Annotated in this window: 21 protein-coding genes and 7 pseudogenes; 9 read left to right on the top strand and 19 right to left on the bottom strand. The window is 60.5% G+C overall.

Annotation, left to right across the window (positions count from 1 at the left end; genetic code table 11):
• Positions 1-74: 74 nt before the first annotated feature.
• Positions 75-1,115 carry an IS110 family RNA-guided transposase gene (locus D3227_RS29160; protein ID WP_120017692.1) on the bottom strand — a complete coding sequence of 347 codons (1,041 nt, stop codon included), beginning with the start codon at positions 1,113-1,115 and terminating at the stop codon, positions 75-77.
• 91 nt (positions 1,116-1,206) lie between these two features.
• Here D3227_RS29160 and D3227_RS43020 point away from each other — a divergent pair.
• Positions 1,207-1,638 (top strand): annotated as a pseudogene (locus tag D3227_RS43020) (transposase); the annotation flags it as partial.
• Between the two features lie 128 nt (positions 1,639-1,766).
• Here D3227_RS43020 and D3227_RS29150 read toward each other — a convergent pair.
• The 3 genes from D3227_RS29150 to D3227_RS29140 all read right to left on the bottom strand — a co-directional run bounded on the left by D3227_RS29150 (position 1,767) and on the right by D3227_RS29140 (position 6,028).
• Positions 1,767-1,961, bottom strand: a complete 195-nt coding sequence (locus D3227_RS29150) for a transposase (protein WP_147377707.1) — start codon at positions 1,959-1,961, stop codon at positions 1,767-1,769.
• Positions 1,962-2,386: 425 nt separating this feature from the next.
• The gene (locus D3227_RS29145; RefSeq protein ID WP_120017689.1) at positions 2,387-3,103 is read right to left on the bottom strand and encodes a hypothetical protein; all 717 of its coding nucleotides are present in this window, start codon (positions 3,101-3,103) and stop codon (positions 2,387-2,389) included.
• A gap of 177 nt (positions 3,104-3,280) precedes the next feature.
• Positions 3,281-6,028, bottom strand: coding sequence for a Ulp1 family isopeptidase (locus D3227_RS29140; RefSeq protein WP_245451916.1), 2,748 nt, complete (start codon positions 6,026-6,028; stop codon positions 3,281-3,283).
• A 182-nt stretch (positions 6,029-6,210) separates the two neighbouring features.
• On the opposite strand from D3227_RS29140, the pseudogene D3227_RS43015 reads away from it, so the two are divergent.
• Both D3227_RS43015 and D3227_RS29125 read left to right on the top strand, forming a co-directional pair.
• Positions 6,211-6,510, top strand: a pseudogene (locus D3227_RS43015) (integrase); the annotation flags it as partial.
• A 218-nt stretch (positions 6,511-6,728) separates the two neighbouring features.
• Positions 6,729-7,007, top strand: a pseudogene (locus D3227_RS29125) (transposase domain-containing protein); the annotation flags it as partial.
• 296 nt (positions 7,008-7,303) lie between these two features.
• On the opposite strand, the pseudogene D3227_RS29120 reads toward D3227_RS29125, so the two are convergent.
• Positions 7,304-7,675, bottom strand: a pseudogene (locus tag D3227_RS29120) (transposase); the annotation flags it as partial.
• A gap of 98 nt (positions 7,676-7,773) precedes the next feature.
• Here D3227_RS29120 and D3227_RS29115 point away from each other — a divergent pair.
• Positions 7,774-8,086, top strand: a pseudogene (locus D3227_RS29115) (CBS domain-containing protein); the annotation flags it as partial.
• Between the two features lie 448 nt (positions 8,087-8,534).
• Here the strand turns inward: D3227_RS29115 and D3227_RS29105 are convergent.
• The 5 genes from D3227_RS29105 to D3227_RS29085 form a co-directional block, all read right to left on the bottom strand.
• Positions 8,535-8,717, bottom strand: a complete 183-nt coding sequence (locus D3227_RS29105) for a hypothetical protein (protein ID WP_120017686.1) — start codon at positions 8,715-8,717, stop codon at positions 8,535-8,537.
• Positions 8,714-8,890 (bottom strand): hypothetical protein, encoded by a 177-nt coding sequence (locus D3227_RS41855; RefSeq protein ID WP_167480900.1) that lies wholly within the window; start codon positions 8,888-8,890, stop codon positions 8,714-8,716. Before D3227_RS41855 ends, D3227_RS29105 begins: the two co-directional genes overlap by 4 nt.
• Before the next feature lie 449 nt (positions 8,891-9,339).
• Positions 9,340-12,411: an efflux RND transporter permease subunit gene (locus tag D3227_RS29095; protein WP_120017685.1), complete on the bottom strand. Its 3,072-nt coding sequence runs from the start codon at positions 12,409-12,411 to the stop codon at positions 9,340-9,342.
• Positions 12,408-13,493 carry an efflux RND transporter periplasmic adaptor subunit gene (locus D3227_RS29090; RefSeq protein WP_120017684.1) on the bottom strand — a complete coding sequence of 362 codons (1,086 nt, stop codon included), beginning with the start codon at positions 13,491-13,493 and terminating at the stop codon, positions 12,408-12,410. The genes D3227_RS29095 and D3227_RS29090 overlap by 4 nt, the downstream gene beginning before the upstream one ends.
• Positions 13,490-14,563, bottom strand: coding sequence for an efflux RND transporter periplasmic adaptor subunit (locus D3227_RS29085; protein ID WP_120017683.1), 1,074 nt, complete (start codon positions 14,561-14,563; stop codon positions 13,490-13,492). The genes D3227_RS29090 and D3227_RS29085 overlap by 4 nt, the downstream gene beginning before the upstream one ends.
• A 114-nt stretch (positions 14,564-14,677) precedes the next feature.
• Between D3227_RS29085 and D3227_RS29080 the strand changes: the two genes are divergently transcribed.
• The gene (locus D3227_RS29080) at positions 14,678-15,295 is read left to right on the top strand and encodes a TetR/AcrR family transcriptional regulator (protein WP_120017682.1); all 618 of its coding nucleotides are present in this window, start codon (positions 14,678-14,680) and stop codon (positions 15,293-15,295) included.
• Positions 15,296-15,608: 313 nt separating this feature from the next.
• Here D3227_RS29080 and D3227_RS43010 read toward each other — a convergent pair.
• The 7 genes and pseudogenes from D3227_RS43010 to D3227_RS29050 all read right to left on the bottom strand — a co-directional run.
• Positions 15,609-15,882, bottom strand: a pseudogene (locus tag D3227_RS43010) (hypothetical protein); the annotation flags it as partial.
• A 124-nt stretch (positions 15,883-16,006) separates the two neighbouring features.
• Positions 16,007-16,171, bottom strand: coding sequence for a hypothetical protein (locus D3227_RS29070; protein WP_208646470.1), 165 nt, complete (start codon positions 16,169-16,171; stop codon positions 16,007-16,009).
• A 32-nt stretch (positions 16,172-16,203) separates the two neighbouring features.
• Positions 16,204-16,902 (bottom strand): SDH family Clp fold serine proteinase, encoded by a 699-nt coding sequence (locus D3227_RS29065; protein ID WP_120017679.1) that lies wholly within the window; start codon positions 16,900-16,902, stop codon positions 16,204-16,206.
• Positions 16,899-17,234 (bottom strand): ubiquitination-like system serine protease family protein, encoded by a 336-nt coding sequence (locus D3227_RS41220; RefSeq protein WP_147377705.1) that lies wholly within the window; start codon positions 17,232-17,234, stop codon positions 16,899-16,901. The genes D3227_RS29065 and D3227_RS41220 overlap by 4 nt, the downstream gene beginning before the upstream one ends.
• Positions 17,231-18,616 (bottom strand): ThiF family adenylyltransferase, encoded by a 1,386-nt coding sequence (locus D3227_RS29060; RefSeq protein ID WP_120017678.1) that lies wholly within the window; start codon positions 18,614-18,616, stop codon positions 17,231-17,233. Before D3227_RS29060 ends, D3227_RS41220 begins: the two co-directional genes overlap by 4 nt.
• Positions 18,613-19,002: an E2/UBC family protein gene (locus D3227_RS29055; protein WP_120017677.1), complete on the bottom strand. Its 390-nt coding sequence runs from the start codon at positions 19,000-19,002 to the stop codon at positions 18,613-18,615. The genes D3227_RS29060 and D3227_RS29055 overlap by 4 nt, the downstream gene beginning before the upstream one ends.
• Before the next feature lie 12 nt (positions 19,003-19,014).
• Positions 19,015-19,290, bottom strand: coding sequence for a multiubiquitin domain-containing protein (locus D3227_RS29050; RefSeq protein WP_167480899.1), 276 nt, complete (start codon positions 19,288-19,290; stop codon positions 19,015-19,017).
• A 42-nt stretch (positions 19,291-19,332) separates the two neighbouring features.
• Here D3227_RS29050 and D3227_RS29045 point away from each other — a divergent pair, with 42 nt between their 5' ends.
• Genes D3227_RS29045 through D3227_RS44105 form a run of 4 tightly spaced genes read left to right on the top strand, consistent with a single transcriptional unit; the run spans position 19,333 to position 20,396 of the window.
• A complete protein-coding gene (locus D3227_RS29045) occupies positions 19,333-19,578 on the top strand; it encodes a DUF6290 family protein (RefSeq protein WP_167480898.1) in 246 nt (81 codons plus the stop codon).
• A 32-nt stretch (positions 19,579-19,610) separates the two neighbouring features.
• A complete protein-coding gene (locus D3227_RS29040; RefSeq protein ID WP_120017674.1) occupies positions 19,611-19,820 on the top strand; it encodes a hypothetical protein in 210 nt (69 codons plus the stop codon).
• On the top strand, positions 19,820-20,164 hold the full coding sequence (locus D3227_RS44110) for a Fic/DOC family protein (protein ID WP_342634020.1): 345 nt from the start codon (positions 19,820-19,822) through the stop codon (positions 20,162-20,164). Before D3227_RS29040 ends, D3227_RS44110 begins: the two co-directional genes overlap by 1 nt.
• A 7-nt stretch (positions 20,165-20,171) precedes the next feature.
• Positions 20,172-20,396, top strand: a complete 225-nt coding sequence (locus D3227_RS44105; protein ID WP_342634019.1) for a Fic family protein — start codon at positions 20,172-20,174, stop codon at positions 20,394-20,396.
• 284 nt (positions 20,397-20,680) lie between these two features.
• Here the strand turns inward: D3227_RS44105 and D3227_RS29030 are convergent.
• Positions 20,681-21,089: pseudogene (locus D3227_RS29030) on the bottom strand (Tn3 family transposase); the annotation flags it as partial.
• Positions 21,062-21,447: 2-oxoadipate dioxygenase/decarboxylase family protein (locus D3227_RS44445; protein WP_120017673.1), on the bottom strand; the 386-nt coding region annotated here is incomplete at its 5' end. The gene D3227_RS44445 and the pseudogene D3227_RS29030, both read right to left, overlap by 28 nt.

The following is a 21,447-nucleotide window of genomic DNA, read 5'->3' as shown; positions in this document are numbered from 1 at the left end:
AATCATCGTCTGTTTCGTGCACCTCGCCTCTGCCGGCTAGCGCGCCGGTCAGCTCGTCCGGGTCGTTTTTCGGCTCAAGTGCTTGCTACGCTGCTCGCCTCCGTCAGACCCCGATATGTCCCGCCCTTGTTCAGCAGCGCCCAGATAATCCGCGCCATCTTGTTGGCGAGCGCGACAGCGACGACCTTGAACGGCCGTCGCGCCAGAAGCGCGGCAAGCCATTTCGGCGCCTTGTCGTTGCCCCGCGCGTATCGCAGGACCGTCGTCGCGCCGAGCACCAGCAGGGAACGAAGCTCCGGGTTGCCCATCTTCGATATACCTCCCAGCCGCTCCTTGCCCCCGCTCGAATGAGATTTCGGCGTTAGTCCGAGCCAGGCCGCAAAGTGCCGCCCGGACTTGAACCCGCCGGGATCCGAAACAAGCGCCTTGATGGTTGCAGCCGTGATGGCGCCAACACCCGGTATCGTAGCCAGTCGTCGCATATCCTCGTCTCGTTTCGCCTCGGCAATGATTTCCCGCTCGATCTTGTCGACCTGCTCCTTCAGCGCCTCGATCTGATCGGCGAGTGCCGACAGGGCCAAGCGAGCCGCCTTCGGCAGGCGGGCGTCGGTCTCGTCGCGCACGATCTCGATCAGGCCAGCAATCTTCGCCGTGCCTATACCCGCGACGATGCCCAATTCCGACAAATGCGCACGAAGAGCATTGATTGCCTGTGTTTGCTGGCGGACCAGAAGCCCACGCGTCTTCAACACCATCGCGGCAGCCCGCTGTTGGGCCGATTTGATCTGAACGAAGCGCATGGTCTTGCGGGTCACCGCCTCGCTGATCGCCTCAGCGTCGGCCGCATCTGTCTTGCCGCGTTTCACAAACGGTTTGACATAGGCCGGCGGGATCAACCGCACTTCATGACCAAGTGCCGCGATCTCGCGCGCCCAGTAATGCGCACCCCCGCAGGCCTCGATGCCGACTAGACACGTTGGCTGCTTCTCGAAGAACCGCAACACCTCGGCACGGCGGAGCTTCCGGCTGACGATTGGAGGCCCCTCGACGTCAGCGCCGTGGATCTGAAAAACTTGCTTGGCCAAATCCAGCCCGATAGTGGGAATATGCTTCACGGAACGGCTCCTATTTTGTGGCGTTGAATAAACGATCACGTTTTAGCACTCTGATGCTGCGGTAGCGGGCCGTTCCACCTCATCATTAGGACGAATACGGCTTCCAGCCGATCGTGGTGTTCGATGGCGCGCTATCTGTCCGGAGCGCGGCAAGGGGGCCGCGCTGGCCCTGCCGCAAGCCGATGCCGAAGCCATGCAGATGCACATTGACGAGATCAGCCGCCATGTCGCCAAGGGCGCGCATGCCGTTCTACTCCTCGGTCGCGCCGGATGGCGCACCATCGCAAACCTCGACGTGCCCGATAACATCACGTTGCTCTTTCTGCCCTCGCGAGCGCCCGAGCTGAACCCGGTCGAAAATATATGGCAATATATGCGCGCTAACTGGCTCTCAAACCGCGCCTTCGAAACCTATGACGCGATCACCGACGCCGCTTGCGCCTGACAGAGGCTCCTCACGCAACCACAAACAATCGCCTCCATCGGAATGAGGCGCTGGGCACATGTCGGTCAATCATTATGACCAATGGTTCTCTACATTTCGCTGCTGCGTTCTCTACATTTGGCTGCTGTTGCGCAGGAGCCCACGGACCTGCCCGTAAAGCTGGCGCTTGACATTGACCAGTTGCTCACGCGCGCCAAGCAACGCCTTCAGCCGGTGGCTTTCCATGGTCTTACATGCACCGCAGAATACCAGCCGCTTGCCAGCATCTCGGCAAGCGCCTGCGCATCCGCCTTGTCCGTCTTCTCAGGCCGCGCCTTCAGGGCATCTGCAGCACGCCGCGCATCCATGCAGATGACCGGAAAACCCAGATCCTTCAGCTCGTGGTAGAGCCAAGGCGTCATCGAGCCCGTCTCAAGGCCGACTTTCGCAAGATGACCGTTCCATCTTTTCAGCCGCTCCGCTATCATTGACGGCTGCGTGTCCGCGCTCCCGCGCCACACCACCTGTCGATCCTGACCATAATGCAGATGTGCGTGCTCTTGAGACTGGCGTCCACTCCAACGTAATATTCCATCGCTGCTCTCCTTAGGTCTTCGACAAACCAGGGCAGATGGCCTCATCCGCCGATGGGAGCAGCAACCTTGTATGGGATGTAATAGTGGGTTCGCGGGCGACGCGGCGGCCGGAGATCGAGCTATCCGGGATCGTGGCCAGTCTCCCACCGTGCTGAAACAACCTCTATACGCGTTCAGATCGCTCGCACTACATGGCTTTTTATTTCCGGGCAGTGCCCGACCGACGGCTCATGTTCGCAGCAGGAGAGTGCCTATTGCGAAGACGGACGCGGAGCCGGGAAATCCAGCACGCGGCTGGTATAGCTTTCGATCAATGCACTGAATGGCACGCCATCCGGTAGTTTGAGCACGGCGTGATGTTCGAGAAGGAATGGGGGGAGGACAAGAGATCCAGTTCCGGAAGCCGGCAGGCTGGTTTGCATTTCCCATCCTTTCGAGAGAGGGGACCAAAGCAGCTTCGCCGATAGGTTCGTGCGACTGAAATTTAGAGCCTGAACGGCTCGACCGAACGCTATATCGCTCGTATCGAGCGCCTTGTTCATCTCGGCCGTCAGCCTTGCCGGCACGTACCAGTTGTCCGCCTCGGACAGGACGTGCTCGCCGCAGGCCAGACGAACGCGCCGATAGGCTATGGGTTCGTCGGGGCCCACGGCAAGTAGCTTACGGATATGGACATCGGCCGGCTTGTCTTGACCATGTACACGCTGAGCCACGATCTTCGAGCCTTCCGGCGCCAGCTTGTGTGTTGCGCACCAGCGATCAAGTGTCAGCGTAGCACTGGCATTGCTGAGGAGATCGGCATTCAGGGCTTGAAGGACTGCAAGAGCTTCCAGTCGTGATGTCGGCGTGTCCGGCCATGGCGACGGAGTGGACAGGTTCTGCGCCATGGTAGTTTGCGTGCCCAGCAAGATGGCTGCTGAGCTGCCAAAGGCGAGGAGGCGGACGAGTAACAAGGACCGGAAGAGCATGGCTATGAAATCCTCTGTAAAAACAGACTGTACAGGTCGGGGCTAGTCTAAAATCACGCTCGACTGTCAGCTGGCCGATCTGAGCATGCAACTTCTCAAGCTCGCATTCGCGCGTGTCCTTCGCTGGCTGGTGTCGGCGAGAGTCGCCTCAGCCAGCTCTATCAGCAGAAGCCGACATCAACTCCTGAGTCGGTTTTGCAATGCCTGCCGATCGGCGACGAGCTGGTCCAGGTGGATAGAATGCCCTCCTTGCGCCAATCGCCTAACCAGCTCACGCATACCGTCCAGGACAAAGACGCCGCAATCATAGCTGTTCTGCTGCTGGGCCATGAGGGGTGACTCCAGGCGGGCGCCCAGCCGTCCTGCGAGCTGTTCTGCAGGCCGGGCGTTGTATCCTTGCGCGGAGTCGTAGTGATAGGCGACCGGCTTTTGCCGGTCGCTGCGATCAACGAACAGCAGCGACCAATGGCTGCCGCGTTGATTAGGATCCGAAACATGGGCATTATTCACTGGCAGGAACAGGAAGTCGGCTGTATCGTTACCCTGCCGATTATGAACAATACTGTGGAATGTACTTAGCGTGTCGCCCCAGTTCAGCTGAAAGGCTACGAGGGGATCCACGAACCGCGTCCGGGCGGCGAGATTCGGATTGGTCCCCTGCAACTCCTGCGCCAGGAGCTGGTAATCCGTGAGGATATGCCCGTCGCCCAGCCATTGCGTGTCCCCGAGCACCAGCCCGCGGTCGTGGGACGAGGCTTTCGGATCCAAAGCCCCGATCTGAGCATCGGAGGAGGTGGTCGAGAATGCCCGCACAGAATTAACCTCGTCGCGTAATCCGGATGGCGTGGGCCTTGTCAGATCAACCAATGGAAGACCGTCGTAGGTGTCTGAGCGGGCCTTGGCAGAGTGCGCTGGCGCAAAGTGAGCATCGTCGCGCAATTCGGACGGCGTGGGCGCATTCAGATCAACGATTGACTCAAGACCGCCGTAGGTGTCTGAGCGAGCCTTGGCAGAGTGCGCTGGCGCAAAGTGAGCATCGTCGCGCAATTCGGACGGCGTGGGCGCATTCAGATCAACGATTGATTCAAGACCGCCGTAGGTGTCTGAGCGAGCCTTGGCAGAGTGCGCTGGCGCAAAGTGAGCATCGTCGCGCAATTCGGACGGCGTGGGCGCATTCAGATCAATGATTGATTCAAGACCGCCGTAGGTGTCTGAGCGAGCCCTGGCAGAGTGCGCTGGCGCGAAGTGAGCATCGTCGCGCAATTCGGACGGCGTGGGCGCATTCAGATCAACGATTGACTCAAGACCGCCGTAGGTGTCTGAGCGAGCCTTGGCAGAGTGCGCTGGCGCGAAGTGAGCATCGTCGCGCAATTCGGATGGCGTGGGCGCATTCAGATCAACGATTGACTCGAGACCGCCGTAGGTGTCTGAACGGGCCCTGGCAGAGTGCGCTGGCGCAAAGTGAGCATCGTCGCGCCCCGCGACCTCACCGAAGACGTCTGAGGGAGCCCTGGCAGTTGATGATGACGCGGGTTCTTGCATCGCCTGGCTCCAGAAGGCCCGAGCTCCCTCGCTCGGGGTAGCGGGCAGCGAGGCGAGCTCCTTCAGCGCGCCGGTCTGCCGAGCTGTCTGCGCGGCTGGCAAAGCCGACTGCTCATGTGATTGCAGCCCCAACCCTTGGTTCGCCTCGACGAGTTTTAAGTAGCTCCGAAGATGCGACAAATCGGGAGCGTGTACTCTGCTTCCAGTCAGTTTGAACGCTTCCACATCGTTCCGCAGCGTTAACTGCTCATTGTTAGAGCCGTTAAGTCGACCAGCTATGCTCCCCCCCCTGCCCGTTTTTTGAAGCCACTCACTCAGCGCACGAAGACGTGTAGCCCGCTTCTGGGCAAACTGCCTCTGCGCCGCAGTCGGGGTCCTAAGATCGCTCAAGGCTTGGCCGAGCGCATCATCAATGAGGGGGCCGTCTTCGGGATAAGGAGCCAGGTGACGGGGCCGCCCAATGCCACGGGGTTCGGATCCGGGTGCTTCGGCTTCTTCACCCCCAGGCAAGAGCCGCGGGAGATTAGCCAGAGCCGATTTAAGGCGATTCTGAGGGTCTCCCCCCAGGCTTCTGTACTCCGAAATTTCATTGTCTAGCGAACCGCCTCGCAACAGAGAAGCTAGAGGGTCCCTATCGTTTGCTTGGAGCCACCGAGCAAACACCCTAAATCTGGAAAGACTGTTTTTGATGTCCCCTTTGGCGGCATTGCGCTGCTCGGCGCCTACCCGGAACCTTGCCAAGAGATCGGCGTCTTCGGCAGGGAGCTCCCCAATTAGCTGGTCTCGTGAAGGAAGGCTCCCGGGGGCAACCTTGTTCAGCTGCGCAACGACAGCAAAGCGGCCACCATCCTTCAGATAGTCCCGCACATCGGCGACAAAAGAAGCGTGGCCAGGCGAATCGCGGTCAAACCGGCCGGTTATAGGGCCCCGATTTTCCTGGAGCAGCCAGCCGCTTAAATGGTGCAGATCATGTCCCAATCTCTTGACAGTCCTCTCGTGCGTCTGCGCTTCGCGGGCTGCTTTCTTGAAGGTGGAAACAAGCTCCTTGTCCTCGGCAAAGGGCCCAAAGCGTTCGCGCTTTGCGCCCACGCGGACCTCTTTATTCACCGCAAACTCCGGTTGCTGTCTCCCGCTATTGCGCCATGGACCCGGTCCTTGCGCCGCCTCCGTGCCACTGAACGGGTTATCCCGCAAGCCCGCGCTCTGGATCCCTCCACCGCCCTCCTCAGACGAAGGGGGTTGTAACTGGCTCAGCTGCTGCTCAAAGCGCGCTTGCCGGCTCGAGTCGTCCGCCTGTTGCCCTACCGGCATCTCGGTATTCTGCTGCGCGAAGCCTGGTGCAAACGGATTCGACTGCCGAGGATTGAACTGCGAACCATCCATACCGCTCTCCATTTGAAAATAAAATATGGGCTGCTCGCAAGTCTGCGCAGAGAGCCACCAATTCGACCATACATAACGATTCTCACTCCTGAGAGGCTCATTGAGTGCGGGCCCTGCAGCAACGATACGCAGCCTAGCTGACTTTGACCTGACGGAGGCGTTCTGTGAATTCGAAGAGAACCCTTGAGGCTTGGGCGCCGGCCGCGACCGGTGCCTCTTTGCCGTCGCCGGCCTCGGAAAGCCTGGCGCTGAAGTTTGTGGCGCACCACCTCTGGGACCCGGCCAGACACGAAACCGATCCCCAGCACGGCATGCCGGTTGAGGTCGCGGCCGCGCTGCGCGAAAGCGAGATGCAGCGGAGTACCGGACCGCATGCGCCGTCTATTGTGAAACGACGTCTCGCAAGCCGGGGGACCTTGCACCGGGAGAACGGGCAGGAGGGTCCGTTCGCCTCGCCGAGCCTGCGGTCGGTGCTGCGGCTGGGGTCGCCGATGAGCGCGTGCCACTGGTCGACCGGGAGTTGGCTGGTGACGAGGGTGGAGCGGCGGCCGGAGCTATGGCGGAAACTGGGTGATGAGGGTTTGAGAGCGGCGTATCGAGGCGGGTGATGAAGCCTGCCAGAACCTCTCAAAGAGAGCGATACGCCATGAACGAGACTATCAACATTGTTCGCTTTCGTCAGCCCGACGAAATCGATGAAGCGCTCGAACGCTTCCTGAACGATGGCCGTCTCGACATCGACTCCAACGCTGTCGCGCGGGCCATCCGGCCCCAGACAATTACAAGAAAGAATGCATTGTTCGCGGGCAGCGACGGTGGCGGGAAGACATGGGCCGCGATCGCCACACTCTTGCAGACCGCGAAAATGAATGGCGTCGATCCGTTCGCTTGGCTCGCCCAAACCCTTCAGCGCATCGCCGTCGGCTGGCCCAACCGCGATCTCGATCAGCTTCTGCCATTCAACCACCATGCCGGCTGAACGGCCACGGCTGGACGCTCTGATGTCCGCTGTCAAGGTTTGGAACACAGGAGGTCGCCCGATCCGAGGACCGGCTGCTCATTCTGATGATCGCGCATGGGTGGAGGCGGAACTGAAGGACGTCGGTGATCAAGCTCTGATGCGCGGGTTGGCTACCGCATTCCCGATTGTGCGTCCGGGGCTGTTCCTATCTTACTGCGGGCGTCGGCTATGTTGCCGGCCACAAAGCGTCTGACGGGCATTTCCCCTGCCGGGTCCCGCCTCCGCCTATGCGCGAGATGAAAGCCGTCCCAGGTCTATGACCTGATCGCCTGGGCCTCCTTTGCAACGGCCCACATGAAGCCGGCCAGTTCACGGGCGATCGCTGTGCACACCACCGTTGTCCTCTTGCCTCGTCCGCTCAACATTCGATAGCAGGCGGCCAGCCGTGTTTGGGGCCTTCATGCGATCTCACGCACCTTCCGTGGAGCTTGCTCCAGCCGGTACAGATTCATCTTGCCTACCTTGGGAGGATGCCTGTACGTCCATGCGCTCTTGACCAGCATATGGCGAACCCGGCCGTTCCCCACCTTGGTGATGCCGCCACGTCTGACTGTCTCGCCGGTCGATCGTTCGCCGGGAACGAGGCCAAGATAACCCATGAGCTGGCGCGGGCTCTCGTTTTGAGAATTTCCTGGCCATCATGGCCGACCGGGAAGATCCCGAGCATCGCGACATTAGGCGGTGGTGCTGTGGCCATTTCGATCCTCAATGGTTCGATCTGACGGTCGCCCCGCTACCGGTCGTCGATCTGGAAGCGAGGCTGGTCGGCGCCGGGCGGGCTCAGGGAGCTGGCACGAGCGGCGGACGCTGTAATAAGCGTGACGTCGCCGGCGGCGACCGCTTCGGCAAGCGCACCCGCGATGAGCCTGCTGCCGGTGCTCACCGACGGTCGCAGCCACGCCGCCATCATCGTCGATGACGACAGGCGCATCCTCGGCCTGATCACGCAGACCGACCTGCTGGCTGCAACCGCGCCCGCGCGGGCTGCAGACCAGCCGCAAGGTGCAGACAAGCCATTGGCGGCAGCGCTACAATAGTCGCCACCCCGAAAAAAATGTTCGGGAAGCTTTCCCGGCAAGCCTGTCCAATGTTCGACCGGGTTTCGACCCGGAGCCTATATTTGTTTAGGTGACATTGCCCGCCGCCCGCTTCCGGCGACATACAGCTTGTCCGCGGAGGCCGAGGACATTGTGCAGGAGGGTCTATGACAGGGCCCTTTCGTCCATATCGATCCCGTTCGCGGCGAGCCTCGCTCGTGCCCATTGTCGAGTCGCGACCGGATGTTGTAATCAAGCAGCAAATACCGCGCCTGGTCACATCGCGCGACATGATGTCCTCGCACAGCAAGGTCCGGTGTGAGCGCACCGTCGCCTGCAACTCGACCTGCCGCAGCAGCCGCTCGAGATCGTCGCGCCGGCAAGGATGGGGACAAAAAGGTGGAAGGCCATAGGATGCCTGAAAACCTCAGACTTGATGTGGAACGCGTCAGTCAGGCGCGATTGCCTGCAATCCCGCCATACCGTTGAATTGGGAATCCAACCGGATCCAAGAACCCGCAGCTTCGGGAAAATAATATTTCGCGATGCCGCCGAACGGATCGGTGCGGTTCGGCTCGGCCGAACAGGTTACGCGGGTTTTCGGATCGGTTTGGCAAGCAACCCGCTTCATGCGGCGGCGGCCGCGGCGAGGCCGCACGCCAAATCGGCCTGGCTAGCGCCCTGGGGGCAGATGGAACCATCGGGCTTGTTGCCAGGCAAGCTTGTCGTCACCTTCGCATTTGCGATACGAAATTGTGCATTGCAATATCGGCGGCCCGTCGGTATCATCTTGCTGTCGGCCATCTACTCTCCTCCCAGATGGATGCCGATACTGAATGCGGTGCACCTCCTCCCGCGCCGTATTCGAAAATCGAGCCCGCTGCCACCTCCTCCCGGCAGCGGGCTTTTCTTTTGTATGAAGGTAGTTTCGGCCAAGGCCGATCTATCGCCGCCTGGACCAGGCGAATGCTCCGAACCTCCAGGCCGTTCTTGCCCTGCCCGTATTGGAAAGACACTTTCTGCCCCTCCATCAGCACGCTGAGCCCTGAGCGGATCAGCGCAGTAGCGGTCAAATCGCCGCGGGCTCAAGCACCGCGGATGTTGGCCGAGAAGCGCATCCCATCAGGCTGACCATGACGGCAAGAATGACAAGGCTGTACCGTGATCTGCACGGGTAGATCGAGAGGAGGGAGTGCCCCGACGTGCCTTAGGGTAAATCTGGAGAAAGAAGGGCGCTCGCAAGCGCCCTTTCGCTAATCAAGCATGTGCAGCTTCGGGGCATCCGGATCTTCTCGTGGTATCCGGAACCAGGCCACGTATAGGGCCGGGAGAAAGAGAAGCGTCAACACCGTGCCGACCACAATCCCGCCCATCATGGCATAGGCCATGGGCCCCCAGAAAATTTCCCGGGAGATGGGGATGAGGGCGAGCGTCGCGGCCGCGGCGGTCAGCAAGATCGGCCGCATGCGGTGTTCCGTGGCCTCGACAACCGCACGCCACGGCGGCACGCCCTCGCTTTGCAGATTCTCGATCTGGACGACGAGGATGACCGAGTTGCGGATCAGGATACCGATCAGTGCGAGCACGCCGAGGATCGCTACGAAGCCCATCGGCGCATTGCTGAGCAGGAGTGCCGCCACGACGCCGATCAGCGCGAGCGGAGCGACTGCGAAAACCAGGAACAGGCGGCTGAAGCTCTGGAGCTGGATCATCAGGATCGTCGCCATGGCGAACAGCATGAGCGGGGCGACCGCGGCGATCGGTCCCTGCGCGTCGGCGCTCGATTCTACCGAGCCGCCGATCTCGACCTTGTATCCCGCAGGAAGAGCTTTCGTGAACTTTTCGACCTGGGGCTTGAGCTGTTCCACGATCGTCGCGGGCTGTGTCGGCCCGGTGACCGCGGCCTTCACCGTGACCGTAGGAATGCGATCCCTTCGCGCGATCATAGGCTGTTCGAGCTCATAGCGGAACTTGGCGACTGCGGAGAGCGGTACGGATTTGCCGTTTGATCCCGGAAGCTGGAGGTCTCTTAGCGTCTCGATCGAGCCACGCTCAGCGTCTTGGGCCCTGCCGATCACGTCGATGAGGTAGATGCTGTCGCGGATCTGCGTCGCCGAGGACCCTTCGACGATGCTGTTGAGTGCGTTAGCGATATCCTCTGAAGAGACGCCGAGCTGGCGAGCCTTGTCCTGGAGCACGTCCACCTTCACGACGCGCGAGGGCTCGTTCCAGTCATAGGTCATGTTGGCGATGAGAGGATGCCGGTTGACGATGGCTCCAAAGCGATGCGACAGCTCACGCACCGTCTGGATGTCCGGGCCGCTGATGCGGTACTGGACGGGCTTGCCCACCGGTGGGCCGATATCCAGGAGTTTGACAAAAGCGTCGGTACCGGGAAAGGTCTTCGCAACATAAGCCTGCAGGTCTGTGCGCAACCTGTCCCTTGCCTCCAGGTCCTTGGCCACGATGACGACCTGCCCGAACCAGACAGCCGGGGTCTGCACGTCATAAGACAGGATGAAACGCGGCGCGCCCTCCCCGACATGTGTGGTCCAATGGTCGATATCGGGATTGCCGACGAGTTTCTCTTGTTCGAAATCCGTCATCTGGCGGTTCGTTTCCGTAATCGTGCTGTTTTGGGGCATACTCCAGTCGACGACTAACTCGACGCGGTCGGACGCCGGGAAGAACTGCTGCTGCACAAGGCCAAGACCGCCCAGCGAGAGGCCGAAAACAGCGATGGTGGCGATGATCGTAACCCAGCGCCAGCGCATGGCAGCTCCCAGCAGCCAGGCAAATCCCCGTGCGCCGCGTCCCTTGCGCTCATGGTGCGACTTCATCGTCTTGGGCAGGATCGCCACGCCCAGCAACGGCGTGAACAGGACGGCCACGACCCAGGATACCACGAGCGAAACGGCAATGACGACGAACAGGGTGAAGGTGAATTCGCCCGCTGCGCTACTGTTGAGGCCGATCGGGATAAAACCGGCGACGGTGACAAGCGTGCCTGTCAGCATCGGAAAGGCAGTCGACGTATAGACATAGGTGGCGGCTTTGCGCAGCTCGTCGCCTGACTCCAGGCGCGCCACCATCATCTCGACGGCGATCATGGCGTCGTCAACGAGGAGCCCCAACGCGATGATCAAAGCGCCGAGCGAAATGCGCTGGAGAGAGATGCCCGTATATTCCATGACGACGAAGGTGATCGCCAGTACGAGCGGGATTGAGATCGCGACCACCAGCCCAGCGCGCAGCCCAAGGCTAATGAAGCTGATCGCCAAAACGATAGCGATTGCCTCAAACAGCGCCTTGGTAAAGCCGGACACTGCTTCTTCCACCACGGCCGGCTGGTCGGAAACCCGTTCAACACTCACGCCGATCGGAAGATCGGCCACGACGCGCTTCATCTCCTCGTCCAGCGCCTTGCCGAAGTTCGTCAGATTGGCACCCGCCGTCATGCCAATTGCCAGGCCGATTGCGGGTTGTCCGTTGAAGCGGAAGAGCGAGGCCGGCGGGTCGACATAACCTCGCTTGATCGTCGCGATGTCGGTCAGCGGGAAAAATCGATCGTTGACCCTGAGGTTGATGGCTTTCAGGCTTTCTTCGCTCGTAAATTGGCCACTGACGCGCAACGCGATCCGCTCTGGTCCTGCATCAACGAAGCCGGACTGCGCCACAGCGTTCTGGGCTTCAAGCGTTTCGATGACGGACTGGCGGTCGATGCCGAGCGCTGCGATCTTGCGCGTCGAGAATTCAAGATAGACGGCTTCATCCTGAGCCCCGATGATGTCGATCTTGCCCGCATTCGGAACCGTTAGAAGCTTCGCCCTGGAGTCTTCCACCAGATCGCGAAGCTGGCGCTGCGTCAGGCCGTCGGATGTGAAGGCATAGATGTTGCCATAAACGTCGCCGAAGGTGTCATTGAAGAACGGACCGACGACGCCGCTGGGAAATTCGCCCTTGATGTCGTTGATCATGTTGCGGACGCGAAGCCAGTTCCCCGTCACGTCCCTTGCTTTGGTGGTCGGAAGCAATTCGACGTAGACCGTGGTCTGGCCGGCGATCGTCTCGCTTCGCGTGTAGTCCAGCGCGTCAAGCTCCTCCAGCTTCTTCTCGATCCTGTCCGTTAACTGACGGGTCATTTCTTCCGCAGACGCGCCCGGCCACTGCGCTTTGATAATCATCGTCTTGATGGTAAAGGCAGGGTCTTCTTCGCGACCGAGGTTGAAGTAGGAAAACGTGCCTGCAAGGATGAAGACGATCATGAAATACCAGACGAGTGAACGGTGATCGAGTGCCCAGTCTGAGAGGTTGAACGGTTTCAATTGATGGTCTCCTGGTCGACGCGAACGGCCTGGCCGTTTTCGAGCGTGTTGACGCCAGCGGTGACGATTCTGTCACCAGGGTTAATCCCGTCGATCACGGTGACGAGGCCACCTGGAACAGTTTGTTCGGCAAGCCTGACCGGGCCGGAAGTGACTTTGCCGGTCGTGTTGTTGACGATCCAAACGAATGCCTTCGATCCCTCGGTCCGAATCGCGGACAAGGGCAGCCGGATCAAAGTCTTGGCCTCCCCCATGGATCTGGCCACTATGACCGAGCCGAGCCTGAGTGCTTCAGGCGGATCGATCAGCGTCAACCGGGTGCGTCGCGTACGCGTCGCGTCGTCCGCTTCGGGTGTGATCTCGCGGACCACGCCCCTGGCGTGAATGCGGGGATCAAGTTGCAAGGCGACGTCGAAGGATGCGCCGGGCGTCAACTGGTCACCGGCGGCTTCGGGCACATCGACGACCGCGTCGCGCTCTTCCGGTCGCGCGACCGTCGCGACACTCTGCCCCGGCGAGACGACTTGCCCCACCTCGGCTGTCGTCGCGGTGACGACGCCGTCGAACTCGGCGAGCAGGCGCGAATAGCTCAGCTGTTCGTTCGCCTTGTCGAGATTTGCCCGGCCCTTGGCGACCGCGGCTTCTGCGGTCTTGCGCTCCTGCTCGGCAGTTTCGAAGGTGGCCTTCGCCCCGGTCTGTCTCTCGAGCAGAGTTCTCTGCCGGTCTTCGGTGATTCGGGCGTTGGCCAGGTGCGCCTGGCTATTGGCGAGATCGGACTGCGCGCTTTTGACAGAGAGCTCGAGCGCCACCGGATCGATGGCAGCCAGGGCGTCGCCCTTCTTGACAAGGTCGCCTACCTGGACGTTGCGGGCGATGACGCGGCCCAAAATGCGGAAGCTAAACTCGGTCTCGATGCGGGCTTGGACAGTGCCGGGCAGAGTGAATGCCGCCTGCGGGAATGGTTCGGCTATCTGAAAGATGACGGGGCGAGCGGGCACCGATGCTGCGTCCTCTTCCTTCTGGCAAGCGGACAGCAACGCGGCCGCCGCCAAAAGCGCGGTCAGGCGAGGATCGATTTTCATCGGGCGGTTCTTTCGTAAGACACGACGTCGCCGTCGCTGAGGAATTTCGTACCGTTGGAAACAACAATGTCCCCGATAGACAAGCCAGATTGGACGGAGAAGCGCCCACTGGTATAGGCCGCGACCTCCACGGGATGGAGGGAGACGACGCTCGTCTTCGTATCGACGAGCCAGACGGCCGTCCGCCCGGCATAGGAGGCCATGGCCGACCACGGCAACTCGATGACGGCCTCGGGCTTGTACCGCGCGGTGGCAATCACGGCGCTCCCCAGGGGAGCGTCAGGCGCATCTTCGAGAGCGAGCTTCACCCGGATCGTCCCCGTCGTGGTATCGATGGTTGGCGACACCTCTCGGACCTTGGCCCGAAACTCGTCTTTGCCCGACAGGAGCCTGACCTTGGCAACGTCTTCGAGCTCGCGCCCGATAAGAGCGGACTCGTCGGCATTGATCACGGCATCTCGGGGACCGTCATGGGCGAGCGTGAAAACAAGTTGGGCAGCCTGCGCCACCTGACCTACTTCGGCATTGCGGGCGGTAATGATTCCGTTGGCATCCGCCTTGAGGTCCGTCTGGCCAAGTGTATCGCGGGCCGTATCCAGCTGGGCCTGCGCCGACTGAACCGTGGCCCTTGTCGTCAAAAGGGCTTCGCGTGCGTCATCTAGAGCAGCCCGCTTGGTCACGCCTGCGGCAAAAAGGCTCTGCTGTCTGTCAAATGCCTGCCGGGCCTGCGTTTGCTGCGCTTCCGCAGATTGGAGGTTAGCAAGTGCAACCTGGAGGTCAGCCTTCTGCTCTTGCGCATCGAGGCGCGCGAGAATCTGCCCGGCCTTGACGCGATCACCAACATCCACCAAGCGCGCGATGATGCGGCCACTGACGCGGAATGAAAGATCGGACTGGATTCGGGCACGGATCTCGCCGGTCGTCGAAATGGTTTCTGACACCGGTACGGCTTGAACAGCTACCGTCTCCACGTGTCGCGTATCTTTCTGTCGAGTTTCTTCCTTAGGAGCGCAAGCCGCGAGCCATGCCATTGAAAACCCTAAAATAAATCCCGTTGTCAATTGTCCCATAATTCGCCTCTCAAGTCGCTTTTTCCAGCTGATTACGGTTGACTTACCAGAAAGTCAATGAAATATTTACGACGTGTTAGGCCCTATAGGATCTCTTGGTTAGGTAATGTGAACATGAACAAGCTGACGCGCGCTGAACAGAAGGCCCTCCGGCCTGCCCAGATCCTCGATGCTGCATTTGAGGAATTTATCGAGCAAGGCTACACGGCGGCGCGCGTGGAAGATATCGCCGCACGGGTAGGCGTGACAAAGGGGACGGTCTACGTCTACTTCCCCACTAAGGAAATTCTGTTTTCTGCCATGGCACGGCATATCGCGGTACCGTTCGAGGACGTTCTAGCCGACGCCAAGGATCTGACGGGAAGTTACGCCGAGCGGCTCAGGTCATTGATCCTGCTTTTCTACGAACACGTTATGGGGGATCGCAGAACCCGGGAATTGCTCCGCTTCGCCATTTCTGAGGGCGTACGTTTTCCCCAGCTCATTGATGCGCATCACGTCGAACTCATTGAGCCGATCCTCGCCATGACGCAGGCGCTCATCGACGAAGGTGTCCGTCAGGGTGAGTTTCGGGACGGGTCTGCGGCGGTTGCACGCGTCATACTTGCGCCTGCGTTGTCCTTGATCGTCGAAACATTGATGCACGACGGTCGTCTTGATCTCGAAACGCCGAGGTATATCGAAGCCCATCTCGATCTCGTTATGCACGGTCTCGCTGCCGCTAACAGCTGATGAGCTCTGCTGGCTTTCTCGGATCATTCAAACGCACGACCCTAAAACCTCTCTCGACGGGGTTGAACCGACGACCCCGACGATGTTAATTAGAAGAAAGAAATCCGGCGGCCCGCCGCTGCAGGCGCTCAAGTTGTTCGAAGTGCTATACGAGGTCGAGAGACGCCAGACGCCGGGCGAAGGTGAAACGCCGATTACACCTTACGACTGCGACAGGAGCACAGCGTCGAGCGTCAGCGGCGGATCGCACGTTCGGCGTTCGGCGGCACTGTTGGTCATCTCACACGGCCAGAGACCGGCAACTTCTCTGGGGTTATGCGGCTCGAAGTAGAGGCGGTCTGGGCTTGAACAGTGAAGGCACCTGCGGCTCTGACTGTGGAAATCTCGCGCGAAGTCGGTCGCGAAGCTCCCCATTCTTTTTGGCGGTTCGCACCTGCATGAGCATGTGGGCTCCATGATCAGACCATCGCATTTGTTGCTTTTTCACCATACGTTTGGCGACCAGCAAGTTGACCGCCGACTCGGCAAGAATGGTAGCGACGAAGGCCGGCTCGGTAGCGTTTGCCGTAGTTGACGATCGCACCGCGGACCGAAGTCGTTCTTCCCTCGATCGAGATCGTCCATTCCATCGCCTTCGCAAGCGACGAGGCATACAACCGTGGTGCTGCACGCTCACAGACTCTGGCAAGCGCATCACTGGGCTTTGCGACCCTAGAGCAGCAGCGACACATAATTCGATTCGAAAATCCGTTGCTCGCTCTCGATGGCCAGACGCAAATGGCAGTAAAGCGCCCAATATTTGCGCCAGACCACGTCGGTTGCTGGCATGTATTCGATCGTCAACCCGATCTCGGTCGCGGCTTCCCAGCCGATCATCTGAGCATGCGACTGATATTTGGCGACGTCCATCAATTCGGTGGTGATTTTCGAGAAATTCTTGCCCCGCCGTTTGAGCAGATTTTCGGCGAAGGACCGCGCCCGGTCCCTGACCGACTGGAACTTGCGCACGATCGTGGGGTCGAATTTTTCGAAGGTGATCCGATCCGTAAGACGCCAGGTGCTTCGCGAAGTGCCTTTTTTGCCGCGTCATAGGCGTTCAGATAGGTCAAAACGGAATAGACTACGTCGGAGCCGTTGCCGTCCTTGGATGAGACCTGAGGATCGATCGGTCCGAGTTCGGACGAGTCGCTCATCACGATCGTGTTGGCGCCGAGCGCCATTAATGTTCCGGCACTCTTGGCATAATCAGGCACGATGACCCTTAGTTGCCCATCCTCGCCGGCCGCGCTCCTGACCAGCGTGATTAGCTTTTCGGCTGCATCAATGTCGCCGCCGGGCGTATGCAGCAGGAGATCGATGGGGTCGCCAGGATTGATGTTGTGAAGCATGTCGACGAAGCCAAGCGTATCGATGCGGTCGACAGCCGCCTTGTTGCCGGCGACGTAGCAGATCAATTTGGGCTGATCCCTTTCGATGTCGCGGATGAGCGTTTGCCGTTGATAGCGCGCCGCATTCATCGCCGTGTACATTGGTGTCTTTTCGATCGCACGCGGCGGCTGCGGCGTAGTTGGTTGCGGCTCTTCGGCTGCCTCTCCGCTATCGTTCATCGGTCGCTATCCTTAGCCCAGGCAATCCTGCCGTTACGAATGAAGTAATGACACCGTCGTTGACTTCCTTTGAAGTCCACACTTGGAGAAATGGTCAGTCGAACGACTTGGTTCAACGTCCAGTAGGGCCGCCGACTTGGATCGGCGTTGAGCATGATCCGATGTCCAGTCCGACAAGGGCAATCGAAGACGATCCACTTGGTTCGATTGACGTTGCCAATGAGCGCGACACCGTTGCGCGGCAACCTGTCCGGCACCTCGTCGGCGGACTCGGTCGCACCGACCACGCGCCAGCGCCAGATCGGAAGCCATTGCCACCAGGAAATCTTCATGCCGTGCCCCACAACTGGCCTAGGAACGGCTCCTCATCTCCCGCCCCCCACTTGCCCTGGGCCACATGGCAATAGTGGCCCTGGCGCGATAGGGCCTCATTGGTCGAGATCTCGCGCTCGTGAAGCCTCAGCAACGTCTCGGTCGGTCGCTCAGGCGGACCGTAGCCGATCAGGCGATCGAGCAGTTCGTTGACTGCGGCGGCGGCAACTGCGGTCGTGAAGGCAACGACCGCCGGTTCGACCTGGCCCAAGGCCGGTGCGTAGCCCTCGTCTGCCAATCGCTGCCGCTCCTCGGGCGTGCGCATCTCGGCGGCCGCACGTGCCATATCGACCCGACCGCGGCAGACGAGGCAAGCCGCGCCGGCCGTTAGCGTCGTTATCCGGCCGTCAATGCCGGTCAACACCCCTCTACGATCGCTGCTGAGCAAAACGCCCACGTCAATCACCGGGGTCAACAGGAAGGTCGACAGTCGCGACAAGACGAGCCGGCCTGCGTTGTCATCGGTACAGCCGAAGACGAGATCGCTTGCCCGAAGGGCCTGGGCAACATGCTTGACCGTCACCATGCCCTGGATCGTTGAACAGCGAAGTTCGGGAGCGATCCGCGTCAGATGCGCCGCCAGCACATCCACCTTCGGCTGGCCGACTTCCCGCGGTGTAGAGCCATACACGCGAGTGACGTTGCTCGCCGACAGGGTATCGTTGTCGATCAGTAGGAGATGTCTCACGCCGAGCCGAACAAGCTGTTCAGCGACGGCCGACCCGGTGCCGCCGGCGCCGACAATGGCAACCCGAATATCGCCGAGCACACATTGAATATCGGGGCCAAAAGCGCGCACATTGCGATCGAAGATTGCGTTTGGCGTCGCGACTTGGCTCGCGAAACTCGGCAGAAGGCGCCAGCGATCGCCGACCATCCACACGCGACCAATCGGCGCCGTCTCGCCGTCTTCAGGCGTGACCTCGCCGCTGAAGACAAAGCTCTCGCCACGTGGTGACGCTATCAGCGTCGCGTATACGCCAGAGCCGCTGCGCAGTTGAAAGAGATCACCGATTTCACGGTCGACCTGTCGGTCGTGGGGGCTCGGCAGCGGGACGCCCTCTTCGCCGGGATGGGTGTGAAACCAGATCGGGACCGCACCGTCTTTTTCGGCAGCGCCGAGCGCGCCGACATAGCCTTCTGAGCGGATCAGCATGTGGTGCGAACTCTGCTCGCAATAGGCCGCCTGCGGCACCCAGTGCAGAGATCGCCCAAGAAGACGAACCTCTGCGCCAGTGTCGATACGCCGCGCAAGAAGGACCGCTGCGCATTCAAGCGGGTTGCGCGAGGCGGTCGTGATCTCGTCGGCGAGCGAGCCCGGAAGAACCAAGGTGGTGATCATGCGGCGCGCGCCCTCCCGGCAACGTCAAGTTCCTTCCTAACGAGCGTCAGGTAGCTTTCGAGCGAGTCGATGCCGGACCGCCACTGTCCAGCCTGAAAGTGGCGCGACCAACGCTGCCATGTACGGCCGAGATAGGCCTCCTGCGACTGGGTCGCCTCGATCACCTGCCCATCCGTACGGCGCACCGCAGGCTCAAACCACCACATGTCTGGTGCAACATCCGGGTACCCGGGCGACAGCCGCAGCAGGAGATCAGCTGCGACCGCCGTGAATCCGGACGGCAGCGGAAAGGATGGGATAATGATAGCGATCATGCCGCCATCGAGCGAAACGCTATGGCCCGGCGCCCGCGCCTGCAGATAGTCCTGGTCGACCGCTGGCAGCATCGTCGCCTTCCCTCACCCACGGCCAGGATTGATCTGCGCCGGCGCCGTGAAAAAGCGCAGACCATTGCGCATCTCGACCTTCGCGCCAGCCTCGATCTTTACGTCGGATCCGCCCGGCACGACCTCGAAGAGATCGCGATCCGGCCCAATGTCGGGCTCCGGCAACTGCCGCAACTGCGCTCCCGTCAGAACCGCCTCGGGGACCTTGTAGTTCATGCGATCTATCTTGATCTCGAACATCTTGGGACGGTCGGGACGCCCGTGCTCGTCATTCAGTATTTCGCTCATCGTCACCTCCATGAATTGATACCGTGATACCATGATACCATGATGGTTGACAATAGGCTTGTTTTGGTGCAAAACAGCGCCATGAAACAAGCTAAAGCGATGACTGTCCGCCTATCCGAAGAGCAGGCTCAGGCCCTGGAGATGGTCGCCAGCGTTGAAAATCGGCCCGTGTCCGATATTATTCGGGCAGCGATAACCACCCATATTGAGACCCGCAGACGTGACCCAAGCTTCCAGGCCGGGCTCAAGGACCGCATTTCACAGGCGCGTAAGCTGCTCGACCGCTAGTTGGTCGTGTCGCCGTCGATGACAGGGGAAGCATGAAGAAAACCACCAAGGGTCTGACGCCTAACGCGCCCAGCCATATCCTCGGACAGCGCACATTCGCGGCGATCACAGCCGTCGAAGGCATCAACTTGAGCGCGGCTAGCCGCAAGCGTCTCGCGGATCTGAAGAAGCGCAAGCTTTCGCCTGACGATCAGCGGGCTGAGATTATCCGCGCTTATCAGGACGCCAAGTCACGCGGGTGATGTCGGTCGGTTACGACGCCTTCGACGATCCCTACGCCTACAAAGGCACCACGACCTTAAAGAACAAGCTTGGCTTGCGCGATCCCACATTGCTCGAGGCGTTCGAGCTTGAAATGACAACGCTGCGGGCTGGCGAGCCGCTACCGCGCGGTCGTTATGACCCGAGCCACTATCGCCGCGTCCATTACCACCTGTTCCAGGATGTCTACAGTTGGGCTGGCAAGTACCGCACGGTGCGAACTGCGAAGGCTGGCAATCCGTTCTGCTTTCCGGAGTATATCGACGGCGAGATGAAGCGGCTTTTTCACTGCGCTTCCGTCTGTGATCGGAGCGGGGACCGCTGAGGCTTTCGTGACCGAGGCGACCCATTTCCTGGGCGAACTGAATGCAATCCATCCCTTCCGAGAAGGCAATGGCCGTTCGCAATTGTCATTCATGGCGATGCTCGGCGAGCGCGCGGGATATCCCATGGATTTTAGTCGCGTCAGAAGAGAAACATTTTTGCCGGCGATGGTCGCAAGCTACGCGGGCGATCTCACCCGATTGGTCAGGGAGCTTCGTCATCTGCTTCGTTGAGATCTTGGGTGTGCGCCGTTCGAGTCCTTTTTCAAGCCCAAACGTCGCGCGCGCGTATAAACCGACCGGGAGAGGCCGGCCTAGTAGTGCACGTACGGGGCGTGGGCCTCGGACATCGAGCCGGCAGCTGTCATGAGCCCAAGGACAATAGTGCGACAAGATGTGCACAAATTCGCCGTCCGGCTACGCCCGGCGAAGGCTTATGTCTACTTCAGTCCCGGTGGATAGGGGTCGGAACAAGAGCAGTTCGAAATCGTACGCTAAGGTCGAACGGAGCAGGAACGTTATGCGGTACGTCGGAGCCCTGCCGGGAGGAGCGACCTGGATCCTTCCGGCAGATGCTGCTCACTGTCCTAGGTGAAGATGCCGGTTGATATGCTCCCAACTTAGCGGCGAGATGTGCTTCAACAGCGATTCTGGAATGTTCCGTCACGCTCGTTTGAGCCGCGTGACCGCGCGGTCGAGATAGACCGTGTTCCAATGGACGATCGCGCTGACGACAAGATTGAGGCCCGATGCCCGGAACGCCTGACTTTCGAATGACCGGTCGCGGATTTCGCCACGCTCGTGGAAGAAGACGGCGCGTTTGAGTTTGTGCGCTGCCTCGCCCTTGTTGAGGCCGGCTTGGCAGCGCCGACGCAATGTCGAGCTCGAGTACCATTCGATCATGAAGAGCGAGCGCTCGATCGCCCCTTCGCAGTGAGCGCCACGCCACGCTGCTCGATCTCGCCGAACCCAGCCGTGTGCCTGCCCTCAACTGGTCCGCCGTCTGCGGCTTTGAACTCGATCCGCTCCTCGAGCGCCTTGAAGCTGGTCTGGCGAAGCAGGATCGGGCATTTGCGGCGCGGCGGGCCTTCAATGACGGCCTTGGGCGTGATCCCGCGTTTGGGCATGCCGACCTGAACGGCGTCGATGTCAAGCGTGCGCGGCGTCAGGTGATTGATGTGCGGTCCGCGGAAACTCACCACGTCGGCAATCAGCCGGTGCGTGCCGTGTAGCTTATTGTAGGTGGCTAGCGTCACTGTGGCGTCGCTATGCCAGCGGAAGGTTT

Source organism: Mesorhizobium waimense, from assembly GCF_003601975.1.
GTDB classification, from domain to species: Bacteria; Pseudomonadota; Alphaproteobacteria; order Rhizobiales; family Rhizobiaceae; genus Mesorhizobium; species Mesorhizobium waimense.
Note: the sequence above shows the minus strand (reverse complement) of the source record. Positions and strands in the feature narration are given on the sequence as shown.

Excerpts from the sequence above, each read along its gene's own strand:
- D3227_RS29150 (WP_147377707.1), bottom strand. The coding sequence starts at position 1,961 with ATGACGCCTTGGCTCTACCACGAGCTGAAGGATCTGGGTTTTCCGGTC.
- D3227_RS29145 (WP_120017689.1), bottom strand. The coding sequence starts at position 3,103 with ATGCTCTTCCGGTCCTTGTTACTCGTCCGCCTCCTCGCCTTTGGCAGC.
- D3227_RS29140 (WP_245451916.1), bottom strand. The coding sequence starts at position 6,028 with ATGGATGGTTCGCAGTTCAATCCTCGGCAGTCGAATCCGTTTGCACCA.
- D3227_RS29105 (WP_120017686.1), bottom strand. The coding sequence starts at position 8,717 with ATGAAGCGGGTTGCTTGCCAAACCGATCCGAAAACCCGCGTAACCTGT.
- D3227_RS41855 (WP_167480900.1), bottom strand. The coding sequence starts at position 8,890 with ATGGCCGACAGCAAGATGATACCGACGGGCCGCCGATATTGCAATGCA.
- D3227_RS29090 (WP_120017684.1), bottom strand. The coding sequence starts at position 13,493 with ATGAAAATCGATCCTCGCCTGACCGCGCTTTTGGCGGCGGCCGCGTTG.
- D3227_RS29085 (WP_120017683.1), bottom strand. The coding sequence starts at position 14,563 with ATGGGACAATTGACAACGGGATTTATTTTAGGGTTTTCAATGGCATGG.
- D3227_RS29080 (WP_120017682.1), top strand. The coding sequence starts at position 14,678 with ATGAACAAGCTGACGCGCGCTGAACAGAAGGCCCTCCGGCCTGCCCAG.
- D3227_RS29070 (WP_208646470.1), bottom strand. The coding sequence starts at position 16,171 with ATGATCGGCTGGGAAGCCGCGACCGAGATCGGGTTGACGATCGAATAC.
- D3227_RS29065 (WP_120017679.1), bottom strand. The coding sequence starts at position 16,902 with ATGAACGATAGCGGAGAGGCAGCCGAAGAGCCGCAACCAACTACGCCG.
- D3227_RS41220 (WP_147377705.1), bottom strand. The coding sequence starts at position 17,234 with ATGAAGATTTCCTGGTGGCAATGGCTTCCGATCTGGCGCTGGCGCGTG.
- D3227_RS29060 (WP_120017678.1), bottom strand. The coding sequence starts at position 18,616 with ATGATCACCACCTTGGTTCTTCCGGGCTCGCTCGCCGACGAGATCACG.
- D3227_RS29055 (WP_120017677.1), bottom strand. The coding sequence starts at position 19,002 with ATGCTGCCAGCGGTCGACCAGGACTATCTGCAGGCGCGGGCGCCGGGC.
- D3227_RS29050 (WP_167480899.1), bottom strand. The coding sequence starts at position 19,290 with ATGAGCGAAATACTGAATGACGAGCACGGGCGTCCCGACCGTCCCAAG.
- D3227_RS29045 (WP_167480898.1), top strand. The coding sequence starts at position 19,333 with ATGGTTGACAATAGGCTTGTTTTGGTGCAAAACAGCGCCATGAAACAA.
- D3227_RS29040 (WP_120017674.1), top strand. The coding sequence starts at position 19,611 with ATGAAGAAAACCACCAAGGGTCTGACGCCTAACGCGCCCAGCCATATC.
- D3227_RS44110 (WP_342634020.1), top strand. The coding sequence starts at position 19,820 with ATGTCGGTCGGTTACGACGCCTTCGACGATCCCTACGCCTACAAAGGC.